This is a genomic window from Xanthobacter autotrophicus ATCC 700552 (assembly GCF_043194565.1).
In the GTDB taxonomy this organism is placed as follows: domain Bacteria; phylum Pseudomonadota; class Alphaproteobacteria; order Rhizobiales; family Xanthobacteraceae; genus Xanthobacter; species Xanthobacter autotrophicus_F.
Genome location: NZ_JBAFVS010000002.1, coordinates 300,311 through 317,971, shown reverse-complemented (window position 1 = coordinate 317,971; position 17,661 = coordinate 300,311). Strand labels below are relative to the sequence as shown.

Sequence of the window (17,661 nt, the reverse complement as noted above, 5' to 3'; positions counted from 1 at the left end):
CCAGAAATCGAGTATTTGATATACTGGATTTATGTGTCCGCATAGCGCCGATTGGACAACCCATGCGACTGACCCTTTATTCCGACTATGCGATGCGCGTGCTGCTGCACCTCGCGGCGTACCCCGACAGATCATGCTCGATCGCGGACATCGCGCAGCGCTACGCTATTTCCCACAACCATCTCATGAAGGTCCTCGCCGCCCTCGCAAAGGCGGGGTACGTGACGAGCGCTCGGGGGCGGCAGGGCGGCTACCGCCTCGCGCGAGATCCGTCGCTCATCAATGTGGGTGCGGTCGTTCGCCACACGGAAAGCGGAACCGAAGTCGTCGATTGCCGGAACTGCGTGCTGTGTGGCGCGTGCGGCCTGTCGTCGGCGTTGCACGAGGCCATGTCGGCGTTCTTTGCCGTGCTGGATCAATACAGCCTTTCCGACGTCGCAAACCGGAGCGGCGCCCTGAGCCGGCTGATCGCGCCGCTCGAACCGGGAGGCTCTCCGACTTCAGGCGAATAAGCCGCCGACGGCAGACGGCTCATTCAGCGATGGTTCTTCCCGCAGCACCGCAAACCGTCCGACTGCTTGAGATTTCGCAAATTGGAGGCCTGCAGGCGGGCTAGCCTGACAGGGCCTCTCCAGCAGACATTCGAGCCCGTCATGCAACTCCTGCTTCCCGACCCCATCGACGTTCGCGAGATTCCCGCCAGAATTCGGCATGTGACGATCCTGTCGATCCTGGACCAGCTGAAGCCGGGGGAGGCGGTGCGCATCGTCAACGGCCACGATCCACTGCCCCTGCGGCTCCAGATGGAGGCGGTCCATGGCGCAGCTTTCTCCTGGACCTATGTCGAGCAGGGACCAGACATCTGGCAGATCGAGATCGGCCGCGTGGGCGCTGCCAGCTCCGGCTCGGCCCCCGGGGACGCAGACGACCTGCCGCCCGGACCGTCCTGCACCTGCGGCAGCCATTGAGGCGGTCTTCGGGATCTTCGGGAGAAGGGCGCCATGCCGCTCGCCGCGCATTCCCACTGGACCATGACTTTCTTCGCTGTCGCGCTGGCTCTGCTGGCGCTCGCCGAAGGCCTGATGGTTGCGGGCATCGGCTATCCTGCCACGGATCTCGCGGCACCCGAGAGCCTGGCGGTGGTTCATCTTGTCGTCATCGGCTGGCTCAGCCTCGCCATGGCGGGCGCCTTGCTCCAGTTCGTGCCGGTGCTGGTCTCGCGGCCTCTCGCTTTTGCTCCCCTCGCGCTGCCGGTCCTCGTGAGCGTCGTCGTCGGCCTCGCTACTCTGGTTGCCGGCTTTTCCGTCCTGGCCGGCTGGACCGACTGGACGCTTGACCTGATGCCGGTGGCCGGGCTTCTCATCACCGCCGGCTTCACGGTGCTGGCCCTGATGCTGGCCGGGACCATGGGCGGGGCGGGGTTCGTGCAGCCCTTCGGCCGGTTCGTCGCGGTCGGGCTCGCGTCCCTGGTGGCGGCGCTCGCGAGCGGAACCGCCTTCGCAGCGATCTTCGCGGGGCGCGCCGAATGGCTCGCGGCCGCCGGCCTTCTGCCCGAAGGCACGCGATTCCATGCGCTGCTCGGGCTCGGCGGCTGGCTCGGGCTGACGGCCTTCGGCGTCGGCTATCGCCTGTTCGCCATGTTCCTGCTGTCGCCGGACCCGCCGCGCCGGCGCATGGCGGCCGTGCTGGCCTGCGGGGTCATCGCCTTGCTTGCCGCCGGCGCCGGCCTCGCCGCCCTCGGCGCCGGCCTCGATCCCGGCGACCTGGTGGAGGCAGCGGCCGTCGGCGCCCTGGCGCTGGCCGCCCTGCTGCACTGCGGCGACGTCGCCTTGCTCTACCGCGTGCGCCACCGCAAGGGACTGGAGATCAACATGCGCGCGAGCATCGGCGCCGTGGCGGCGCTGGGGATCGGCGCGGCGCTGCTGCCGCCGGCCGTGATCTTCGGCGCGAGCGAGCGCCTGGTGGCTGCGTTGGTCTTCCTGCTGGTGTTCGGCTGGCTTTCCGGCCTGACCCTGGCTCAATTGGTGAAGATCGCCTCGTTCATGACCTGGCTCGAGGCCTATGGCGGGCAGATCGGCCGGCGCAAGGTGCCGCAGGTGGGGACCCTCGTCGCCATGCCGCGAACCGGCATCTGGCTCGCCTTCCATTTCGCCGGGGTCGCAGCCGGCGCGCTCGCGCTCGCCTTCGGCGCTGCGGCCTGGTTCCGGCTCGCCATCCTGGCCTGTCTTGCCGGCACCGCGGGGCTCGCGGTCGAGTTCGTGCGCATCCGGCGCCTTTGTGAAATCGAGCCTTCGCTCCGGCCCCCGGACGATGCCCGTCCCCGCATCCTGCTTCCGCCGCGCCCTCCAGGGAGAACCGACAATGCCCCCCTCACAGCCCCCCGCCGGATCGACGGACAACCTTGAGCCGGAGGCGCGCGAACTGGACGTGCGGCCTTTGCTGAGGGCAGGCCAGGAGCCGTTCGAGATCATCATGGCCGCCGTGGATGCGCTGGCGCCGGGCCAGAGCCTGCGCCTCCTCGCCCCCTTCCGGCCGGTGCCGCTGTTCTCGGTCATGGCCCGGCTGGGATATGCGGCCGCCGACCGCGCGCTCGGCGACGGGGACTGGGAGGTGCTGTTCTCGCCCCATGCCGAAATCAGGACAGACGAGGCACTGGCCGCGGGCTCCAGCCCCGCCGCTGCCGCGTGGGCCGACCCGATCGAGGCGCTGGACCTGCGGGAACTCGATCCGCCAGAGCCGATGATCCGGATCCTGGAGGCCCTGGAGGACTTGCAGCCCGGCGACGTCCTGTTCGCGCTGCTGCCGCGCGAGCCGGTCTTTCTGTTCCCCGAACTGGCCAAGCGTGCCCATGAATGGGCTGGAAACTTCGAACCCCAGGGCGGGTCTTACCGCCTGCTGGTGCGCCGGGGCGGGAGCCCGCGGGCATGACCGCGCTCCTCGAGACGCGGGTGCGCGCGGCGCTGACGACGGTGATCGACCCCGAGATGGGCCTCAGTTTGATGGAGCTGGGCCTGATCTACGCCCTGGAGGTCTCGCCTGCCGGTTCCGTCCACGTCGTCATGACCACCACCACCCGCGGCTGCCCGCTCGCCGGCATATTGCGGGAAATGGTCGATGCGGCCGTCGCCGGGGTGGACGGTGTCACCGCTGTGGCGGTCAAACTCACCTACGAACCGGCCTGGACACCGGACATGATCCGCAGCGCGTGACCGGCCGGTTTCGCGGCGCGCGCCCTGCTCCGCGGGGCGCGCGCCGCCTGGGCGTTCGCCGCGCCTGTGCGGGGTTAAGCCGGCTTCGGCCGGGAGGGACAGAGCGGCGCGCCGCCTTGAATGCGCACGCAGATTGCGGTCTTATCCGCCAGCGCCTTCCGGCGTCCTGCTTCTTCCCGTGCGCAAGGATCACCAACGACGTGGGAATCGATCGCAGCATCCTGCGCGGCGTCCCGCTCTTTGCCGCCATGACCGACACGCAGCTCGACCGGCTGACCCAGCAGGCGAGCGTCCGGCGCGTCCCTCAGGGAGACGCCGTGTTCGAGCAGGGCGAGGCCGCACGATCCTTCTACCTGCTGCTGCACGGCCGCCTCAAGGTCACGCAGGTGACCCGCGACGGCCAGCAGATCATCGTCCGCGTGGTACATCCTGGCGATCTCTTCGGCTTCGCACGCGCCTTGAGCCGGCCGGATTACCCCGGCACGGCGAGCGCGGCGGTGGACAGTCTCGTCGCCGCCTGGCCGACGGAGTCCTGGGACCGCTTCGTGGAGGACAATCCGCATCTTGCTATGAACGCGATCCGCACCATCGGCCAGCGGCTGGACGAGGCGCACACCCGCATCCGCGAGATGTCCACCGAAGAGGTGGAGCGGCGCGTCGCCCATGCGGTGCTGCGCCTCGCCCAGCAGGCCGGTACGCGCGAGGTGGACGGCCTGCGGATCGACTTCCCCATCTCCCGCCGGGACATTGCGGAAATGACCGGGACCACGCTCCACACCGTCTCTCGCATCCTGAGCGCCTGGGAGGCGAAAGGCCTCGTGGAAGGCGGGAGGCAGAAGCTGCTGGTCCGCGACATGGCCGGCCTGGCACAACTTGCAGAAGGCCGGGAGGACTGAGCAGGCCGCGGGCGTGTCCGGCGCATCAGGCGCGGCGGGCCGTGCTTGGCGCCTTCTGGGCGACCTTGGGGCCCGTGAAGACGCCCCAATAGGCGATCGCGAAGCCGATGAAGCCGAACGACCAGCACAGGCCGGCCGCGTCCAGCAGCAGAGGTGGCCCGGCGTCGAAGGCGGATGCGATGCGTGCGAGGCTGCCGACGACGACGAGCAGGTAGCAGGCCTGCGTCGCCGGGCTCGCGATCAGCGGTCGCCCCGTATGGCCGAGGCTCGCCCGGGACATGACGGCGAGCGTCAGGGTGCCGAAGGCGCCCGCGGTCCAGGCATGGAGCCCGGCCCCCGCCGGCGCGAGTCCGAAGCTGGCCGCGGCGGAAAGCGCGAACCCCAGCGGCACGAAGAGGTAGGCGATGTGCAGGATTACCAGGAGGGGATTGCGCCAGGTTCGCTCGCCCGCCCAGCGCGAGAGGCGCAGCAGGTGCAGCACCGCGCAGCCGGCGAGCGCCAATCCGCTTGCGCGTGTATCCGGACGCACGACCCACAGCGTCAGCGCAAGGCCGGTCATCACCAGCACCGCCTTGTCGTAGGCGCCGAACGGAACGGGCAGGCGCCCGCCACGCTGGGCGAGCCAGTTGTTGGTGAAGCTCGGAATGACGCGGCCGCCGATCAACGCCACGAGCATGAGGATTGTGCCGATCGCGAGCCGCCGCGCATAGACCGCCTCGCCGGCCAGATGCGCCTCCACATGGAAGGCGATATTCGTCGCGCAGAGCAGGCAGAGAATGGTCACGACCTTGAGGTTGCGCCAGTTCCGGCTGGCGACGATCTCACGGATGGCCGCGCCCGCGAGCATGAGGAGGAAGAGTGCATCCGCCGCCATGGCCAGGTCCCATCCGATCCAGGCGGAGACTGAAACGGCGGCGCGCCCGAAAAGCCATGCCAGGACCAGCACGAGAAGCGGCGTGCCGAGGACGGGCAGCCGGCCGGTCCAGTTCGGAATGGCCGTGAGGAGGAATCCGCCGATGGCGGCGGCTTGGTAGCCGAACAGCATTTCATGGACGTGCCAGTCCACTGGAGCGAAAGCCGTGGGCACGCTGATTATGCCGGCGACGAAGGGAAGCCAGACCAGGATGGCCAGCCCCGCCTGGAGCGCGGCAAGCAGGAAGAAAGGACGAAATCCATAAGACAGGAACGGATGGCCTTGATAGGTCTTGAGACCGGGACGGGGCGCCATTTGCTTTCAGTCTCCGTGAAAGCGCGTCGTTCCGCGCCAGCCAGTCTCGCCAAGCAATCCGGCATGCTCTCCGCCGCTCGGGCTCGGCGGCGCGTGCCGTCTTCGCTGGTCTCATTGAAAGCCTAACGGGGCAGCGGCGCGTCCTGCGTGACAAAACGCAAGCTCGCTGAAGATTGAGGGTTTGCCCCGCACTGCATCTGTTTGCGTTGAAACAACGAACGCGACTGAAGATGGCGCTTTCATGAGCAAGCGATCAGCCACATGTCAACGACCGTCGTTGCGGTGCAATTCTTGAAGACAGGTTTCCGGGATGGACACGAAGGCGGGCTGAAGTGCGTTCAGAAGACTCTGGCTCGTCATGGTCTTCGGCCCAAGGTCGAGTACGAACTGACCCGGCTTGGCGTGAAGAAGCGCTTCCATGCGGATTTTGAGCAGGCCGAAGCTGAGGATCTCCTTGGGGGGATCATTCACGAGATCGGGGGGCATGGGGCCGGATGCTCGAGGCCCAATCGACTCCCGACCGATCAATGAGCGATTGATGAATGGTTTATATCTGTCACCTTTGTTCTGGGTCTTGAGGGAACGCAGATGGAACTTCTCGTTACATCACTGATTTTTTTGCTCGCGCACGCGATTTTGTCGTCGGCACGGGTGAGGCGGGCGCTTGTGGGGCAGATTGGCCTTGAGACCTACGAAATCTGTGCTTCGAGCATCTCCTTCGCTCTGTTCGCCGCCTTGATCGTCTCTCTGCAAGGTTCTCCTTTCGATGCACTGTGGTGATGAGCGTCGGCGTGTGGCAGAAGTTCTGATTCATCATTACACGTGGCCAACATCACCAGGATGGACCATGGTTACACCCAGGAATTTTACCAGCTTCAGGCCAGGTGGTATCGCGTGCGCCCCGGTGGGTGGCGCACGCGACGACGTGCCCTCCGCTTTTTCATCTGGCTCTGACTGAGATTTTCTAGCGCCTGCGGCTCCGACAAGGGGGCACATTGCCGGCAGCATCGAATGATACGCGGCGCGTGTCGGATGAAGCACGTGGGAGGCCAACCGGCTCGCGCCAGCGGTGGCTCCCCAGCTTCGAGAGGACGGACCCGCGGGCACTGCGGAAGTGTATGTTCGGCGATCTCCAGGCCTCTGGACGGCGGATCCTTGCGGAACGTTCAGGTCCGGCGTCGAAATCGGCGGTTGGAATGTAGCTGAACGTGAGCCGGTTTGCCGCGATTTGTCTCAGACGTCAGGCCTATGTGATCTGGAAATGACGCACTGCACCTAGCCCCGCCGCTCGCGCCAGCCGAGCCAGGCGAGGGCGAGGACCGCGAGGGCGAGCCATGGTAGCAGCACCGCGTTCATGATCTGCCAGCCCAGAAAGTGCAGCATGGCGCCGGCGCCGAGCGAGGTCGCCACCCCGACGATGAAGATCACGAGGTCGTTGGCCGCCTGCGCCCGCGCGCGCTCTTCCGGCGCGTAGCATCGCGTGAGCAGCGTGGTGCCGCCGATGAACAGGAAGTTCCAGCCCACGCCTAGCAGAACCAGCGCGGAGGCGAAGGCGAGGAATTGCGTGCCCGACAGGGCGATGAGAACATGACCCGCCAGCAGGAACGCCCCGGCCAGCATCACCTTGAGCACCCCGAAGCGGGAGATCAGCGCGCCGGTGAAGAAGGACGGCAGGAACATGCCCAGCACATGCAGCTGGATCACCGTCGCGGCGGCCGAAAGGTCGTGGTCATGGTGCAGCATGGCGAGCGGGGTCGCCGTCATGGCGAGGATCATCACGCCATAGCCCGTGGCCGCGCCGAACAGGGCCACGAGATAGCCGGGCTGCCGGATGATCACGCCCAGCGGTCGCCCGCCGCCCGATGCGCTCTGCGCGGGCCGCGGCACGTCCACGGCCTGCAGGAGACCCGCTGCCAGCAGCGAAACGACCGCGAGGATCAGGAACGAGCCGGCATATTCCGCCGACAGCAAGGGGCCGCCGAAGCGCCCGAGGATCGGTCCGGCGATGGCGGCCACCACCCCGCCCGCAAGAACGAAGGAGATGGCGCGGGGGCGAAAGGCGTCGGTGGCCACCTCCGCCGCGGCAAAGCGATAGAATTGCGCGAAGGCCTGGTAGGTGCCGACGAGGCCGGTCCCGAGGCAAAGCAGCGGCAGCGACGCATAGAAGATCCCGAGCGCCCCCAGGAGGCCCCCGAGGGTTCCCAGCACGGCGCCCGCCACGAAGCCGATCCTTCGCCCCACGCGGGCCATCCACAGGGATGCCGGGGCGATGCCGATCGCCGTTCCGAGGAACATGGCCGCGACCGGCAGCGTGGCGAGTTCCGGCGCGGGGGTGATGGCGGCGCCGGCAAGGCCCGCGACCGTCATCACCATGACCGATGCCGTCTGGAACAGCGCCTGGGCGGCGGAGAGCAGCGCGACCTGCCGGATCATACGGCTTCGCGGCATCGCCTGCGCAATGGCGGGTGCGGTCATCAGAACACCAAGACTTTGTCGGCCGAAACGGTGATGGCCGAGAGTTCATCCATGGTGCTGCGCCGGGTGCCGGGCGCCACATCGGTATCGGTGAGGCCCCGGGCGTCCATGCAGGTGCCGCACAGAAGCACCTCGCCCTTGCCGGCGAGGACCCGCTTCAGCATGCGCTCCGCATTGTAATAGCCGTCCGGCGTCTTCTGGCCCGCCTTCGCGGCGGCGACCGCATCCGCCATGAGGAACACGGTGACCCGGTTTCCCGCATCCTGCTTGAGGATGCCGGCGGCGACGCGCAGGCCGTTATAGACGCGCTCCGTGCCGTAGGGCGGATCGTTGAGAATGAACAGCGCATGCATGTCCGACTCCGCCGGTACCCCACGATGCCCTCGCGGCATGGGCAGGATAATTATACGTTCAAGTTATCGCTTGAATGATGTATCGTTACCATCATGTGCAAGTCAACGGATCCCAAACGCGCTCTGTTCGCCGAGCTGGCCACGGTGGCGCGCGCCCTCGGCCACGAGCACCGCGTGGAGTTGCTGGAGCACCTCGCCCAGGGCGAACGCAGCGTGGAGGCGCTGGCACGGCTGACCGGGCTCTCCATGGCCAATGCCTCGCAGCACCTGCAGCAGCTGCGTCGCGCGGGCCTGCTGGAGGCCCGCCGCGACGGCAAGTTCGTCCTCTACCGGCTGGCGGACGACGGGATCGTCCAGCTCATGTCGGTGCTGCGGCAGACTGCGGAACGCAACATCGCGACGGTCGGCGCTTTGCTTGCGCGTTATTTCGACGGGCGGGACGGGCTTGAGCCCATCGGCCGCGCCGACCTTGTGGAACGCGCGCAGGCGGGCCTCGTCACGGTGATCGACGTGCGACCTCGCGAGGAGTTCGACCTCGGCCACGTGCCCGGAGCCGTCAGCATTCCACTTGAGGAGCTGGACGCGCGTCTCGAGGAACTCGATCCGGCGGCAGAGATCATCGCCTACTGCCGCGGCGCCTATTGCCTGCTCGCAGTGGAGGCGGTCGTACGCCTGCGCGCCAAAGGCTTCTCGGCCCGCCGCATGGAAGACGGCATGCCGGAATGGCGCGCCGCGGGACTGCCGGTCGTGGCGGGCTGACGCGACGCCATCCCCCGAAGTCCAAACCAAAAAATGGGAGAAACGCCAATGTTCAAAATGCTATCGGGCGTGCTTGCCTCGGGGCTCCTCGCGGTCCTGCTCGCGACACCAGTAGCCGCCTTGGACCTTCCCGGCCCGCTGGTGTCGAGCGAATGGCTCGCAGCCCACCAGGACGAGGTCCTCGTCCTCGACGTGCGCAATGACGACACCAGCTACAAGGAAGGCGGCCACCTCATCGGCGCGGTGCCTCTCGACTTCCGCAAGGCCCGTGGCACCACCACCGAACGCGGCGTGGAAATCGCCGACATGAACCTGCCGCCCGAGGCGTTCTCGGCGCTCATGCGATCGGCCGGGGTGAACGACGATACGCCGCTCGTGCTCACCCACCGGGGGCGGGGACCGGACGATGCGGGTTATGCCGCCTACGTCTATTGGCAGCTCAAATATTATGGCCACGACAAGGTGGCCATCCTCGACGGCGGCACGACGAAATGGGTGGCCGAGAACCGCGAAGTGTGGGGCGAGGACGAGGCGGCGCAGACGGGGAATTTCAAGGCCCGGCCCGCGCGGCGTGAATTCCTCGCCGACACGGCCCAGATGGAGGCGCTCCAGACGCACAAGGATGCGGGCATCCTCGACGCCCGGTTCTTCAGCTTCTATGTGGGCCTGGAGAAGCGCCCGAACATCGCGAAGGCGGGCCACATTCCCGGCGCGACCCTCTTTCCCTTCGATGCGAACTTTGCCGCCAACGGCACCTATCGCCCGAAGGAGGAACTTGCCCGCGCCTATGCCGCCGTCGGCCTTGGCCCGCAGCAGGCGGTGGCGGCCTATTGCAACACGGCCCATGTCTCCGCCATCTCGTGGTTCGTGATGCACGAACTGCTCGGCTACCGGGACGTCATGCTCTATGACGGCTCCATGCTGGCCTGGAGCAAGCACGGCCTGCCGGTCGAGACGCAGCTCAGATAGACAGCCGGAAGAACAGCCCGCATGGGGGCGGAACTGCTTCAGGATTTCGACTCTGAATTGTTTGACATGGCAACGGGGGAGCGGCGGGATCTAGCATGGGCCTGCCGCCCTGGCTCAATCGCGGGTCCTGACGCGCGAGGCTGCGAAGGCAGTCAGTACAGTTCCAGCAAACTTTCCCGCGAGCGGAACTTGTCCGTGCGCTCGTCGCGCAGGGTCCTGCGAACAAGGCTACGGCAGTGCCCGGTGCGGCGCACGATCTCCTTGATCGCGATCCCGCCCTTCGCCAAGCGGAGGATGGTCCCGTTTGCATCTGCCCGACGAAGAAATCCCTCATAGTAACCTCTCGGCGGCCGTGAGCAGATCGGGGTCTATGGTTGCGGCTCCGATCGCGGCTCGCACCTGACGCTTGAACTGCGTACCGTCAGGTCTTGCGGCCGAGGGCGATGCCGCGCAGAGCGCGCTCCGTGGCCTCATAGGTGAGGCGGTCGCATCCATCACCGAGGAAGCGGGTGAAAAACTCCTAGCGGCGCAGCGTGGATTGTCGGTGAGCCGGGGTGATTGCTTACAACTTTAACGGTGCCGTATGCTCGTCGGACGTAGCATGGCTTGGTTGCACGTCGAAATCGCCTCGCGCTCGGCGAATTCGTCCGCAGCGCGACAGATTGCGTTCCTCGCGGCTCCCAGACCGAGCCAGGCAATGAGGTTCTCGTCCTCGGCGACCGCATTCCCGAGCGCGTTGAAGATCGTTGAGCTGATCGCCTGCTGCTGGGAGCGCAGGTGGTCCTCCAGGAGCTTGTGCCGGGTGATGTAGCCCGCGTTCACTCCTGGAATGGAGTGGTTCATCAGCATGCGGGCATCCAATTCGGAAACGCCCGCTGGGTTGGCGATCGTGCGAAATGTCTGACGCAGCTCGTTGCCCCACTTCGACAATGTGCTCCGCTCTTCCTTCTGCTCGGCAAGGTGCCCATCCGCACTATCTGCGGGGAAGATCCACTCCCGCGCCTCGAACGGATACATCAAGCGACCGAAGCGCATTGCCCGCAGCAGGCACCTGATCATTTGCCGCGATAGCGGGATATCGAAGGCGCGGTCAGCGCCTCCCTTGGGCCTGGGGACGTGCAGCACCCGCCGCCGCAGATCAAGGTGCGAGGGCTTGGCCTCCTTCAGCGCGGCAGGCCGGCATGCAGAGAGCAAAGTGAACAAGTGGAATTCTCGCCGGATGGGGTTGTCGATCGCGGCCAATTCGAGAAACCAGCCCTTCAGGTCCGCGAGGCCCATGCCGGTATCGCGGCGCTTCTCGCCATTCCAGTCGATGCTTCCAACTGGATTGTCGGGAGGCAACTCGCGGTTGGTTTTGCGGGCGTGATTATACACGGCCCGAAGCGTCCGCATGCTGCCATTGGCAATGTAAGGGCCGTTCTCCTCGGTGATCGCATCATGCTTCGCTGCCACCTTCGCCGGGTCATTGCCGAGCTCAATCAGCGGCGTTTCCAGCCACCCTGCGAAGATCCGCTCAATGTGATCGCGATAGCTCTCGATGGTGCGTTCGCTTCGGTTCTTGCGAACCATGGAGATCTTGTAGCGCTCCCAGGCCGCTCGAAGCGTAATGCCGACGATCTTGGGAGCCTCTGGAGTCTCGAGCGCGGCAGCTGTCGTTGCCTTGGCAATCCGACACTCGCCTCTGGGATGCTGCCCCCGGCTGATTTGCGCAAGATATTCCTTCGCCACCGCCCGCGCGGCTCGCGTCGACATCTCCGACGTGTCGCCGATTGCGACCCGGATGGTTGCCGCGCGCTTTCCCTCCTCCCTGAGGTCGCCCTGGATGGTGAAGGTCTTCTTGCGGGTACCAACGACGAGAAAGAACCCCTTCAGCTCGGTGTCTCGGACAATGTAGCGTCCATTCTCGGGCGGAGGGAGGCGCTCGATGGCCTTATCGTTGATCTGGAAACGCAGTTCGGCCATGGCGTAACCCTGAAGTTCTGAAACGGTTTTTGAAACGGTTTTGGCGGAGCGAAAGGTTTAGTGGCGCAGCCCCTCCAGAACACGCCAAGATGCGATTCTTGAATAATAATCAATATGTTAAATGATTGCAAGGAAAGTTAGAAGTGCAGGGGGATGCCATGGCGAAGCGTCATTTCTGAACTACGAATCTGGGGGTCGGGAGTTCGAATCTTCCCCGGCGCGCCACCTAAATCAATGATTTAGCCGAAATTCACCGTTTCAGTTTTTGGATCGGAAACGGTTTTGGCTTAAGGCTGCGATTGGGCCACATCGCCCGCGACCCTCACGAGGCGCTTCCCCCACATCCTCGGCTAAGGCTGCAACCGATAGCCTGCGCTTGTCCGAGGGTGGTCGGCGAACGCATCCCCGTGCCGACTTTGGGCGGAGCCAGTGGGGGACCCACAGCCTAGAGCATTTCCCCGTTTCACTGAATCGTGGAAATTCTATAAGTCATTGAATTTACGCGTTTTCTTTACGCGAACCGGTATCCACTTCGCTCGAGAACGCTCTAGCCATGTCTGCAAGCTGTCGGTGACCTCGTCAGGTGCAGTCCCGGCACGGTCCAGCGTAGGCGACCGCATGCTCGGTGATGCCATCGAGGGCCTCGATGTGGTGTGGCGGAAGCTCTCGGAAGATGGAATTCCCCGCCCACAGGATATGCCTGCTCATCCGCTGAGAGTGAGAGGCTGGACCGGATTTCCGTGACGGGTTGATGTCCGGGAGAGAGGCTTCCGGTGCCCGTCATGGAGTTTGGTCCTATGACCGCCAACGAGGTCTATTGCGCCGCCCGCTTGCAGGCCTCCAGGGAGGCGACGAGGTCCGCGAAGCGCTCGCCCTGCACCACCACATGGGCTTTGAGCAGGGCCGAGGCCGCATCGGCGTCGCCCGCCATGATCGCCTTCACGATGGCATCGTGCTCCTCGAACGACTTGCCGATGCGCGAGCGCACGCGCAGCTGCAGGCGGCGATACGGCCGCAGCCGGCGTTGCAGCCCCCGCGCCTGATCGATCAGGAACTGGTTCTGGCTGGCGTTGTAGATGGCGAAGTGGAAATCCTCGTTCAGCCGGAAATAGGCGTCCGGATCCTTGGCCTCGCAGGCCTGCCTGCAGGCTTCGTGGGCCGCGAGGATGGCCTGGTGCTCGGCTTCGGTCCCTCGGCGCGCGGCAAGGCGCGCGCACATGGCCTCAAGCTCGGCCATCACCTCGAACATCTCGCACAGCCGGTTGGCCGAGATCTCCGCGACCACCCATCCCTTGCGCTGGCGCTTCTCGATGAAGCCCGCCGCCCCGAGCTGGATCAGCGCCTCGCGCGCCGGCGTGCGTGAGACGTTGAAGGCGGCGGCAAGCTCAACCTCATCGAGCCGCGCACCGGGCCCGTAGGCGCCGGTGACGATCTGCTCCTCGACATCTTCCCGCAGCTGCTCCGAAAGGCTGCTGGGGTGCACCTGTCCGCTGTCCACGTGCGTCGAATCCCAAAAAAACGGCTTCTGCATAGATACACCTTGACACCAAATTCTCAATGACGTTCTCTGTATACAGAAATCGCATCATAAGAATGCGTAATAGAGTCATCGGCGTACCATAACTGCCCCGACAGGATTCGTGGGCCGGCGCCGAGACGCGGCAGGCTGTGATCGCCTGGCCGCAATGAAGGCAGAGGGAGGAACATCAATGGTCATTTTTGGAACCGCCTTGCTGGCGGCGTGCTACCTCGCGGGCATATGGGTAGGCGAGGCGATCGCGGTGCTCATCGGCGTCAAGGCCAATGTGGGCGGCGTCGGCATCGCCATGATCTTTCTCATCGCCGCCCAGCACCTTCTCAAGAAGAAGGGACTGTTCCCGGCCGAGACCGAGAAGGGCGTGACCTTCTGGGCGATGATGTACATCCCCGTGGTGGTGGCCATGGCCGCCACCCAGAACGTGGTCGTCGCCGTCAAGGGCGGCCCCATCGCCCTCCTCAGCGCGGTGGGTTCCTTCGTGCTGTGCTTCGGCGTGGTGGCGCTGATCAACCGCTCCATGCAGCGCCAAGCGCCGCAGGAAGAGGCCGACGCCGACGCCGGACTCTTCCCCGCCCCCGACGCCCTCAAGTCCCGGTAGGAGCGAGCCATGCTGCACATGCTGGAAAAGACCATCGCCGATAATCCGCTCATCACCGCCTTCGCCTTCGTCGGCGTGGTGATCTGGGTGTCGAACCAGCTCGGCCGCCACCTGACCGGCGGGCGCGTGGCGGGCTCCGCCATCGCGGTGCTCGGCGGGCTGGCGCTCGCCTATTGGGGCGGCGCCGTGACCGGCAAGGCCAAGGGCCTTGCGGACATCGCCACCTTCAGCGGCCTCGCCCTCATGGGCGGCGCCATGATGCGGGACTTCACCATCGTCGCCACCGCCAGCGAAGTGCATGTGGACGAGGCGAAGAAGGCCGGCTGGCTCGGCGTCGTCGCGTTGCTGCTCGGCACCCTGCTGCCCTTTGTCGTCGGCGTGCTGGTGGCCTGGTCGTTCGGCTACACCGACCCCATCGCGCTCACCACCATCGGCGCCGGGGCGGTCACCTACATCGTCGGGCCCGTCACCGGGGCGGCCATCGGCGCCTCGTCGGATGTCATGGCGCTGAGCATCGCCACCGGGGTGGTGAAAGCCATCATGGTGATGGTGTTCACCCCCGTGTTCGCCCGCTTCATGGGGCTGAAGACGCCGCAGTCAGCCATGGTGTTCGGCGGGCTCGCCGGCACGGTGAGCGGGGTCAGCGCCGGCCTTGCCGCCACCGACCGCAAGCTGGTGCCCTATGGCGCGCTGGTGGCCACCTTCCACACCGGCCTCGGCTGCCTCCTCGGCCCCTCCGTCCTCTACCTCGCCGTCAAGGCCATCACCTGGTGACCGGAATGCTGCAACAGACCGCGCCCGCACCCGCCCCGTCTTCCGCCCCCGCCGCGCGGGACTGGAACACGCAGGCCCGAAACCGGAAGGCGCGCCTCGAGCGTGCCGCCGCCCTCGCCCGCGGCAAGGTGGTCAAGAGCGCCGATGCGGCGGCGCTGCTGGAGGCCATCCTTGAGACCGGCGACCGCGTCTGCCTGGAGGGCAACAACCAGAAGCAGGCGGATTTCCTCGCCAAGGTGCTGGCGGGGCTCGACCCCGCCCGGGTGAACGGCCTGCACATGGTGCAGTCGGTGCTCGCCCTGCCGGAGCATCTCGACGTGTTCGAGAGCGGGGTCGCGTCCCGGCTGGACTTCTCCTTCTCCGGGCCGCAGGGCGCGCGGCTCGCCCGGCTGGTGTCGGGCGGGCAGATCGCCATCGGCGCGATCCACACCTATCTCGAACTGTTCAGCCGCTATTTCGTGGACCTTACCCCGCGCGTCAGCCTGGTCTGCGCCCAGGCGGCGGACCGCAACGGCAATCTCTATACCGGGCCCAACACCGAGGACACGCCGGTCATCGTGGAGGCCACCGCCTTCAAGCGCGGCATCGTCATCGCCCAGGTGAACGAGCTGGTGGACACCCTGCCGCGGGTGGACATTCCCGCCGACTGGGTCGATTTCGTCATCGCGAGCCCGAAGCCCCACTACATCGAGCCGCTGTTCACCCGCGATCCGGCGCAGATCTCCGACATCCAGGTGCTGATGGCCATGATGGCCATCAAGGGCATCTATGCGCCCTACGAGGTCAACCGGCTCAACCACGGCATCGGCTTCGACACCGCCGCCATCGAGCTGATCCTGCCCACCTATGCCGAAAGCCTCGGCCTCAAGGGCAAGATTTGCCGGCATTGGGCGCTGAACCCGCATCCGGCGCTGATCCCGGCCATCGAGGCGGGCTTCGTGCAATCGGTGCATTCGTTCGGCTCCGAGCTGGGCATGGAGGCCTATATCCGCGCCCGGCCCGACGTGTTCTTCACCGGCCCGGACGGCTCCATGCGCTCCAACCGGGCCATGTGCCAGGCGGCGGGCCATTATGCCTGCGATCTCTTCATCGGCTCGACCCTGCAGATCGACCTCGCCGGCAACAGCTCCACGGCGACGCTCGGGCGCATCGCCGGCTTCGGCGGCGCGCCCAACATGGGGGCGGATGCCCGCGGCCGGCGCCACGCCAGCCCCACCTGGCTCAAGGCGGGACGCGAGGCGCGGGCGGGGCGCAACCTGGTCCCGCGCGGGCAGAAGCTGGTGGTGCAGATGGTGGAGACCTATCGCGAGCACATGCAGCCGGCCTTCGTCGAGACGCTGGACGCTTTCGCCCTCGCCGAGAGCGCCGGCATGGACCTGCCGCCGGTGATGATCTACGGCGAGGATGTCACCCACATCCTCACCGAGGAGGGCATCGCCAACCTCCTGCTCTGCCGCACCGACGAGGAGCGCGAGCAGGCGATCCGCGGCGTGGCGGGCTACACCCCGGTGGGGCTCGGCCGCGACAGGCGCGCAGTGGAGAACCTGCGCGACCGCGGCATCATCCTCAGGCCCGAGGACCTCGGCATCGACAAGCGCAGCGCGACGCGCGACCTGCTCGCCGCACGCTCCATCAAGGACCTCGTGCGGGCGTCAGGCGGGCTCTACGACCCGCCCAAGCGCTTCCGCAACTGGTGAGGAGACACCCATGGAACGGCTGACCTTCACCTATGCCGGCGGACGGCCGGCAACGCGCAACGCAAAGGCCACGCTGGCCGGCGTCGTCGGCTCCGGCAATCTGGAAGTGCTGGTGGAACCGGTGGCGCAGGATGGCGCCATGACCATCGAGGTCACCACCGCCGCGGTGGGCTTCGGCCGCATCTGGCAGGCGGTGATGGACGATTTCTTCGCCCGGCACGGCCTTGGCGACCTGCGCATTTCCATCAATGACGTGGGCGCGACGCCGGCGGTGGTGTCGCTGCGGCTCGACCAGGCGATCGAGAGCTATCTGGGAGGCGGGCAATGACCAGCTATTACGAGGCGAGCGCCCGCGAGCGCGTCGCCGGCCTTCTGGACGCGGGCACGTTCGTCGAGATCCTGCCGCCGCAGGAGCGGGTCATGAGCCCCCATCTCCTGCAACTCGACACCCCCGCGGCCTTCGACGACGGCATCGTGGTGGGCGAGGGCCGTCTTGGTGGACGCCCCATTCTCGTGGCGGCCCAGGAGGGCGGCTTCATGGGCGGGGCGGTGGGGGAGGTGCATGGCGCCAAGCTCACCGGCCTGCTGGAGCGGGCGCTGGACACGCGGCCGGCCGGCGTGATCCTGCTGGTGGAATCCGGCGGCGTGCGCCTGCACGAGGCCAATGCCGGCCTCATCGCCGTGTCGGAGATCATGCGCGCGGTGCTCGCCTTGCGCGGCGCTGGCGTGCCGGTGATCCTGCTTGATGGTGGGCAGTTCGGCTGCTTCGGCGGCATGGGCATCGTCGCCCGGCTGTGCGACGCCGTCATCATGAGCGAGGAAGGCCGGCTCGGCCTGTCCGGCCCCGAGGTGATCGAGACCACCTGCGGGGTGGAGGAATTTGATTCCCGCGACCGCGCCTTGGTCTGGCGCACGGTGGGCGGCAAGCACCGCTACCTGCTGGGCGAGGCAGCCGGGATCGTCGCCGACGACATGGCCGCCTTCCGCGCCGCCGCCATCGCCGCGCTGGAGCACGCAAGGCCCGACCTGTCGCTGGCCGCGCTGGAGGCCGAGCATACCGGCCTCGGCGCCCGCATCACCCGCTTCGGCGCCTGCCGCGACGCGCTCGACATCTGGCGCGACCTCGGCTTCGAGGCGCCGGACCGCCTGCCTTTGCTCGAAGCCGACGCGTTCCGGGCGCTCGCCGCCGGACGGAGGGCCTGAC

Annotated in this window: 20 protein-coding genes; 14 read left to right on the top strand and 6 right to left on the bottom strand. The window is 66.6% G+C overall.

All coding sequences use genetic code 11. The features are described 5' to 3' along the window. Positions 1 to 62 precede the first annotated feature (62 nt). The 6 genes from V5F48_RS03395 (at position 63) to V5F48_RS03370 (ending at position 4,105) form a co-directional block, all read left to right on the top strand. Positions 63 to 512, top strand: coding sequence for an RrF2 family transcriptional regulator (locus V5F48_RS03395; protein WP_209488243.1), 450 nt, complete (start codon positions 63 to 65; stop codon positions 510 to 512). A gap of 141 nt (positions 513 to 653) precedes the next feature. Continuing rightward, on the top strand, positions 654 to 968 hold the full coding sequence (locus tag V5F48_RS03390; protein ID WP_394040076.1) for a DUF2249 domain-containing protein: 315 nt from the start codon (positions 654 to 656) through the stop codon (positions 966 to 968). Positions 969 to 1,001: 33 nt separating this feature from the next. Further along, positions 1,002 to 2,405, top strand: coding sequence for a hypothetical protein (locus tag V5F48_RS03385; RefSeq protein WP_394040074.1), 1,404 nt, complete (start codon positions 1,002 to 1,004; stop codon positions 2,403 to 2,405). Then, positions 2,362 to 2,928 (top strand): DUF2249 domain-containing protein, encoded by a 567-nt coding sequence (locus tag V5F48_RS03380; protein ID WP_394040072.1) that lies wholly within the window; start codon positions 2,362 to 2,364, stop codon positions 2,926 to 2,928. The genes V5F48_RS03385 and V5F48_RS03380 overlap by 44 nt, the downstream gene beginning before the upstream one ends. Beyond that, a complete protein-coding gene (locus V5F48_RS03375; protein WP_394040070.1) occupies positions 2,925 to 3,209 on the top strand; it encodes a metal-sulfur cluster assembly factor in 285 nt (94 codons plus the stop codon). The genes V5F48_RS03380 and V5F48_RS03375 overlap by 4 nt, the downstream gene beginning before the upstream one ends. A 200-nt stretch (positions 3,210 to 3,409) precedes the next feature. Next, positions 3,410 to 4,105: a Crp/Fnr family transcriptional regulator gene (locus V5F48_RS03370; RefSeq protein ID WP_394040068.1), complete on the top strand. Its 696-nt coding sequence runs from the start codon at positions 3,410 to 3,412 to the stop codon at positions 4,103 to 4,105. A gap of 25 nt (positions 4,106 to 4,130) precedes the next feature. Here the strand turns inward: V5F48_RS03370 and V5F48_RS03365 are convergent, their stop codons facing one another. Beyond that, a complete protein-coding gene (locus V5F48_RS03365; protein ID WP_394040066.1) occupies positions 4,131 to 5,333 on the bottom strand; it encodes an NnrS family protein in 1,203 nt (400 codons plus the stop codon). A 264-nt stretch (positions 5,334 to 5,597) separates the two neighbouring features. Next, positions 5,598 to 5,819 carry a hypothetical protein gene (locus V5F48_RS03360; RefSeq protein WP_394040064.1) on the bottom strand — a complete coding sequence of 74 codons (222 nt, stop codon included), beginning with the start codon at positions 5,817 to 5,819 and terminating at the stop codon, positions 5,598 to 5,600. 102 nt (positions 5,820 to 5,921) lie between these two features. Here V5F48_RS03360 and V5F48_RS03355 point away from each other — a divergent pair, with 102 nt between their 5' ends. Beyond that, a complete protein-coding gene (locus tag V5F48_RS03355) occupies positions 5,922 to 6,113 on the top strand; it encodes an NnrU family protein (RefSeq protein WP_394040062.1) in 192 nt (63 codons plus the stop codon). A 495-nt stretch (positions 6,114 to 6,608) separates the two neighbouring features. Here the strand turns inward: V5F48_RS03355 and V5F48_RS03350 are convergent, their stop codons facing one another. Together V5F48_RS03350 and V5F48_RS03345 are read right to left on the bottom strand one after the other, a co-directional pair. Next, positions 6,609 to 7,766 carry an MFS transporter gene (locus tag V5F48_RS03350; protein ID WP_394040060.1) on the bottom strand — a complete coding sequence of 386 codons (1,158 nt, stop codon included), beginning with the start codon at positions 7,764 to 7,766 and terminating at the stop codon, positions 6,609 to 6,611. A gap of 41 nt (positions 7,767 to 7,807) precedes the next feature. Continuing rightward, on the bottom strand, positions 7,808 to 8,161 hold the full coding sequence (locus V5F48_RS03345; protein ID WP_394040058.1) for a DsrE/DsrF/TusD sulfur relay family protein: 354 nt from the start codon (positions 8,159 to 8,161) through the stop codon (positions 7,808 to 7,810). Positions 8,162 to 8,254: 93 nt separating this feature from the next. Between V5F48_RS03345 and V5F48_RS03340 the strand changes: the two genes are divergently transcribed. Both V5F48_RS03340 and V5F48_RS03335 read left to right on the top strand, forming a co-directional pair. Next, positions 8,255 to 8,920 (top strand): ArsR/SmtB family transcription factor, encoded by a 666-nt coding sequence (locus V5F48_RS03340; protein ID WP_394040056.1) that lies wholly within the window; start codon positions 8,255 to 8,257, stop codon positions 8,918 to 8,920. A 48-nt stretch (positions 8,921 to 8,968) separates the two neighbouring features. Next, positions 8,969 to 9,889, top strand: coding sequence for a sulfurtransferase (locus V5F48_RS03335; RefSeq protein ID WP_394040054.1), 921 nt, complete (start codon positions 8,969 to 8,971; stop codon positions 9,887 to 9,889). Positions 9,890 to 10,459: 570 nt separating this feature from the next. Here the strand turns inward: V5F48_RS03335 and V5F48_RS03330 are convergent. Then, a complete protein-coding gene (locus V5F48_RS03330) occupies positions 10,460 to 11,851 on the bottom strand; it encodes a tyrosine-type recombinase/integrase (RefSeq protein WP_394040052.1) in 1,392 nt (463 codons plus the stop codon). A gap of 814 nt (positions 11,852 to 12,665) precedes the next feature. After that, a complete protein-coding gene (locus tag V5F48_RS03325; protein WP_394040050.1) occupies positions 12,666 to 13,349 on the bottom strand; it encodes a GntR family transcriptional regulator in 684 nt (227 codons plus the stop codon). 211 nt (positions 13,350 to 13,560) lie between these two features. Between V5F48_RS03325 and madL the strand changes: the two genes are divergently transcribed. From madL to V5F48_RS03300, 5 genes are read left to right on the top strand one after another with little or no spacing between them, the layout of a single operon-like run. Beyond that, positions 13,561 to 13,986 carry a malonate transporter subunit MadL gene (madL, locus tag V5F48_RS03320; RefSeq protein WP_394040048.1) on the top strand — a complete coding sequence of 142 codons (426 nt, stop codon included), beginning with the start codon at positions 13,561 to 13,563 and terminating at the stop codon, positions 13,984 to 13,986. A gap of 9 nt (positions 13,987 to 13,995) precedes the next feature. Beyond that, on the top strand, positions 13,996 to 14,760 hold the full coding sequence (gene madM / locus V5F48_RS03315) for a malonate transporter subunit MadM (protein WP_394040046.1): 765 nt from the start codon (positions 13,996 to 13,998) through the stop codon (positions 14,758 to 14,760). A gap of 5 nt (positions 14,761 to 14,765) precedes the next feature. Beyond that, the gene (gene mdcA / locus V5F48_RS03310) at positions 14,766 to 16,457 is read left to right on the top strand and encodes a malonate decarboxylase subunit alpha (RefSeq protein WP_394040044.1); all 1,692 of its coding nucleotides are present in this window, start codon (positions 14,766 to 14,768) and stop codon (positions 16,455 to 16,457) included. A gap of 10 nt (positions 16,458 to 16,467) precedes the next feature. Continuing rightward, positions 16,468 to 16,785, top strand: coding sequence for a malonate decarboxylase acyl carrier protein (mdcC, locus tag V5F48_RS03305; RefSeq protein WP_394040042.1), 318 nt, complete (start codon positions 16,468 to 16,470; stop codon positions 16,783 to 16,785). Further along, positions 16,782 to 17,660, top strand: coding sequence for a biotin-independent malonate decarboxylase subunit beta (locus tag V5F48_RS03300; protein WP_394040040.1), 879 nt, complete (start codon positions 16,782 to 16,784; stop codon positions 17,658 to 17,660). Before mdcC ends, V5F48_RS03300 begins: the two co-directional genes overlap by 4 nt. The last annotated feature ends 1 nt before the right edge of the window (position 17,661 follow it).

Excerpts from the sequence above, each read along its gene's own strand:
- V5F48_RS03380 (WP_394040072.1), top strand. The coding sequence starts at position 2,362 with ATGCCCCCCTCACAGCCCCCCGCCGGATCGACGGACAACCTTGAGCCG.
- V5F48_RS03350 (WP_394040060.1), bottom strand. The coding sequence starts at position 7,766 with ATGATCCGGCAGGTCGCGCTGCTCTCCGCCGCCCAGGCGCTGTTCCAG.
- V5F48_RS03390 (WP_394040076.1), top strand. The coding sequence starts at position 654 with ATGCAACTCCTGCTTCCCGACCCCATCGACGTTCGCGAGATTCCCGCC.
- mdcA (WP_394040044.1), top strand. The coding sequence starts at position 14,766 with ATGCTGCAACAGACCGCGCCCGCACCCGCCCCGTCTTCCGCCCCCGCC.
- V5F48_RS03330 (WP_394040052.1), bottom strand. The coding sequence starts at position 11,851 with ATGGCCGAACTGCGTTTCCAGATCAACGATAAGGCCATCGAGCGCCTC.
- mdcC (WP_394040042.1), top strand. The coding sequence starts at position 16,468 with ATGGAACGGCTGACCTTCACCTATGCCGGCGGACGGCCGGCAACGCGC.
- V5F48_RS03385 (WP_394040074.1), top strand. The coding sequence starts at position 1,002 with ATGCCGCTCGCCGCGCATTCCCACTGGACCATGACTTTCTTCGCTGTC.
- V5F48_RS03355 (WP_394040062.1), top strand. The coding sequence starts at position 5,922 with ATGGAACTTCTCGTTACATCACTGATTTTTTTGCTCGCGCACGCGATT.
- madM (WP_394040046.1), top strand. The coding sequence starts at position 13,996 with ATGCTGCACATGCTGGAAAAGACCATCGCCGATAATCCGCTCATCACC.
- V5F48_RS03360 (WP_394040064.1), bottom strand. The coding sequence starts at position 5,819 with ATGCCCCCCGATCTCGTGAATGATCCCCCCAAGGAGATCCTCAGCTTC.
- V5F48_RS03365 (WP_394040066.1), bottom strand. The coding sequence starts at position 5,333 with ATGGCGCCCCGTCCCGGTCTCAAGACCTATCAAGGCCATCCGTTCCTG.
- V5F48_RS03375 (WP_394040070.1), top strand. The coding sequence starts at position 2,925 with ATGACCGCGCTCCTCGAGACGCGGGTGCGCGCGGCGCTGACGACGGTG.
- V5F48_RS03340 (WP_394040056.1), top strand. The coding sequence starts at position 8,255 with ATGTGCAAGTCAACGGATCCCAAACGCGCTCTGTTCGCCGAGCTGGCC.
- V5F48_RS03335 (WP_394040054.1), top strand. The coding sequence starts at position 8,969 with ATGTTCAAAATGCTATCGGGCGTGCTTGCCTCGGGGCTCCTCGCGGTC.
- V5F48_RS03345 (WP_394040058.1), bottom strand. The coding sequence starts at position 8,161 with ATGCATGCGCTGTTCATTCTCAACGATCCGCCCTACGGCACGGAGCGC.
- V5F48_RS03395 (WP_209488243.1), top strand. The coding sequence starts at position 63 with ATGCGACTGACCCTTTATTCCGACTATGCGATGCGCGTGCTGCTGCAC.
- V5F48_RS03300 (WP_394040040.1), top strand. The coding sequence starts at position 16,782 with ATGACCAGCTATTACGAGGCGAGCGCCCGCGAGCGCGTCGCCGGCCTT.
- madL (WP_394040048.1), top strand. The coding sequence starts at position 13,561 with ATGGTCATTTTTGGAACCGCCTTGCTGGCGGCGTGCTACCTCGCGGGC.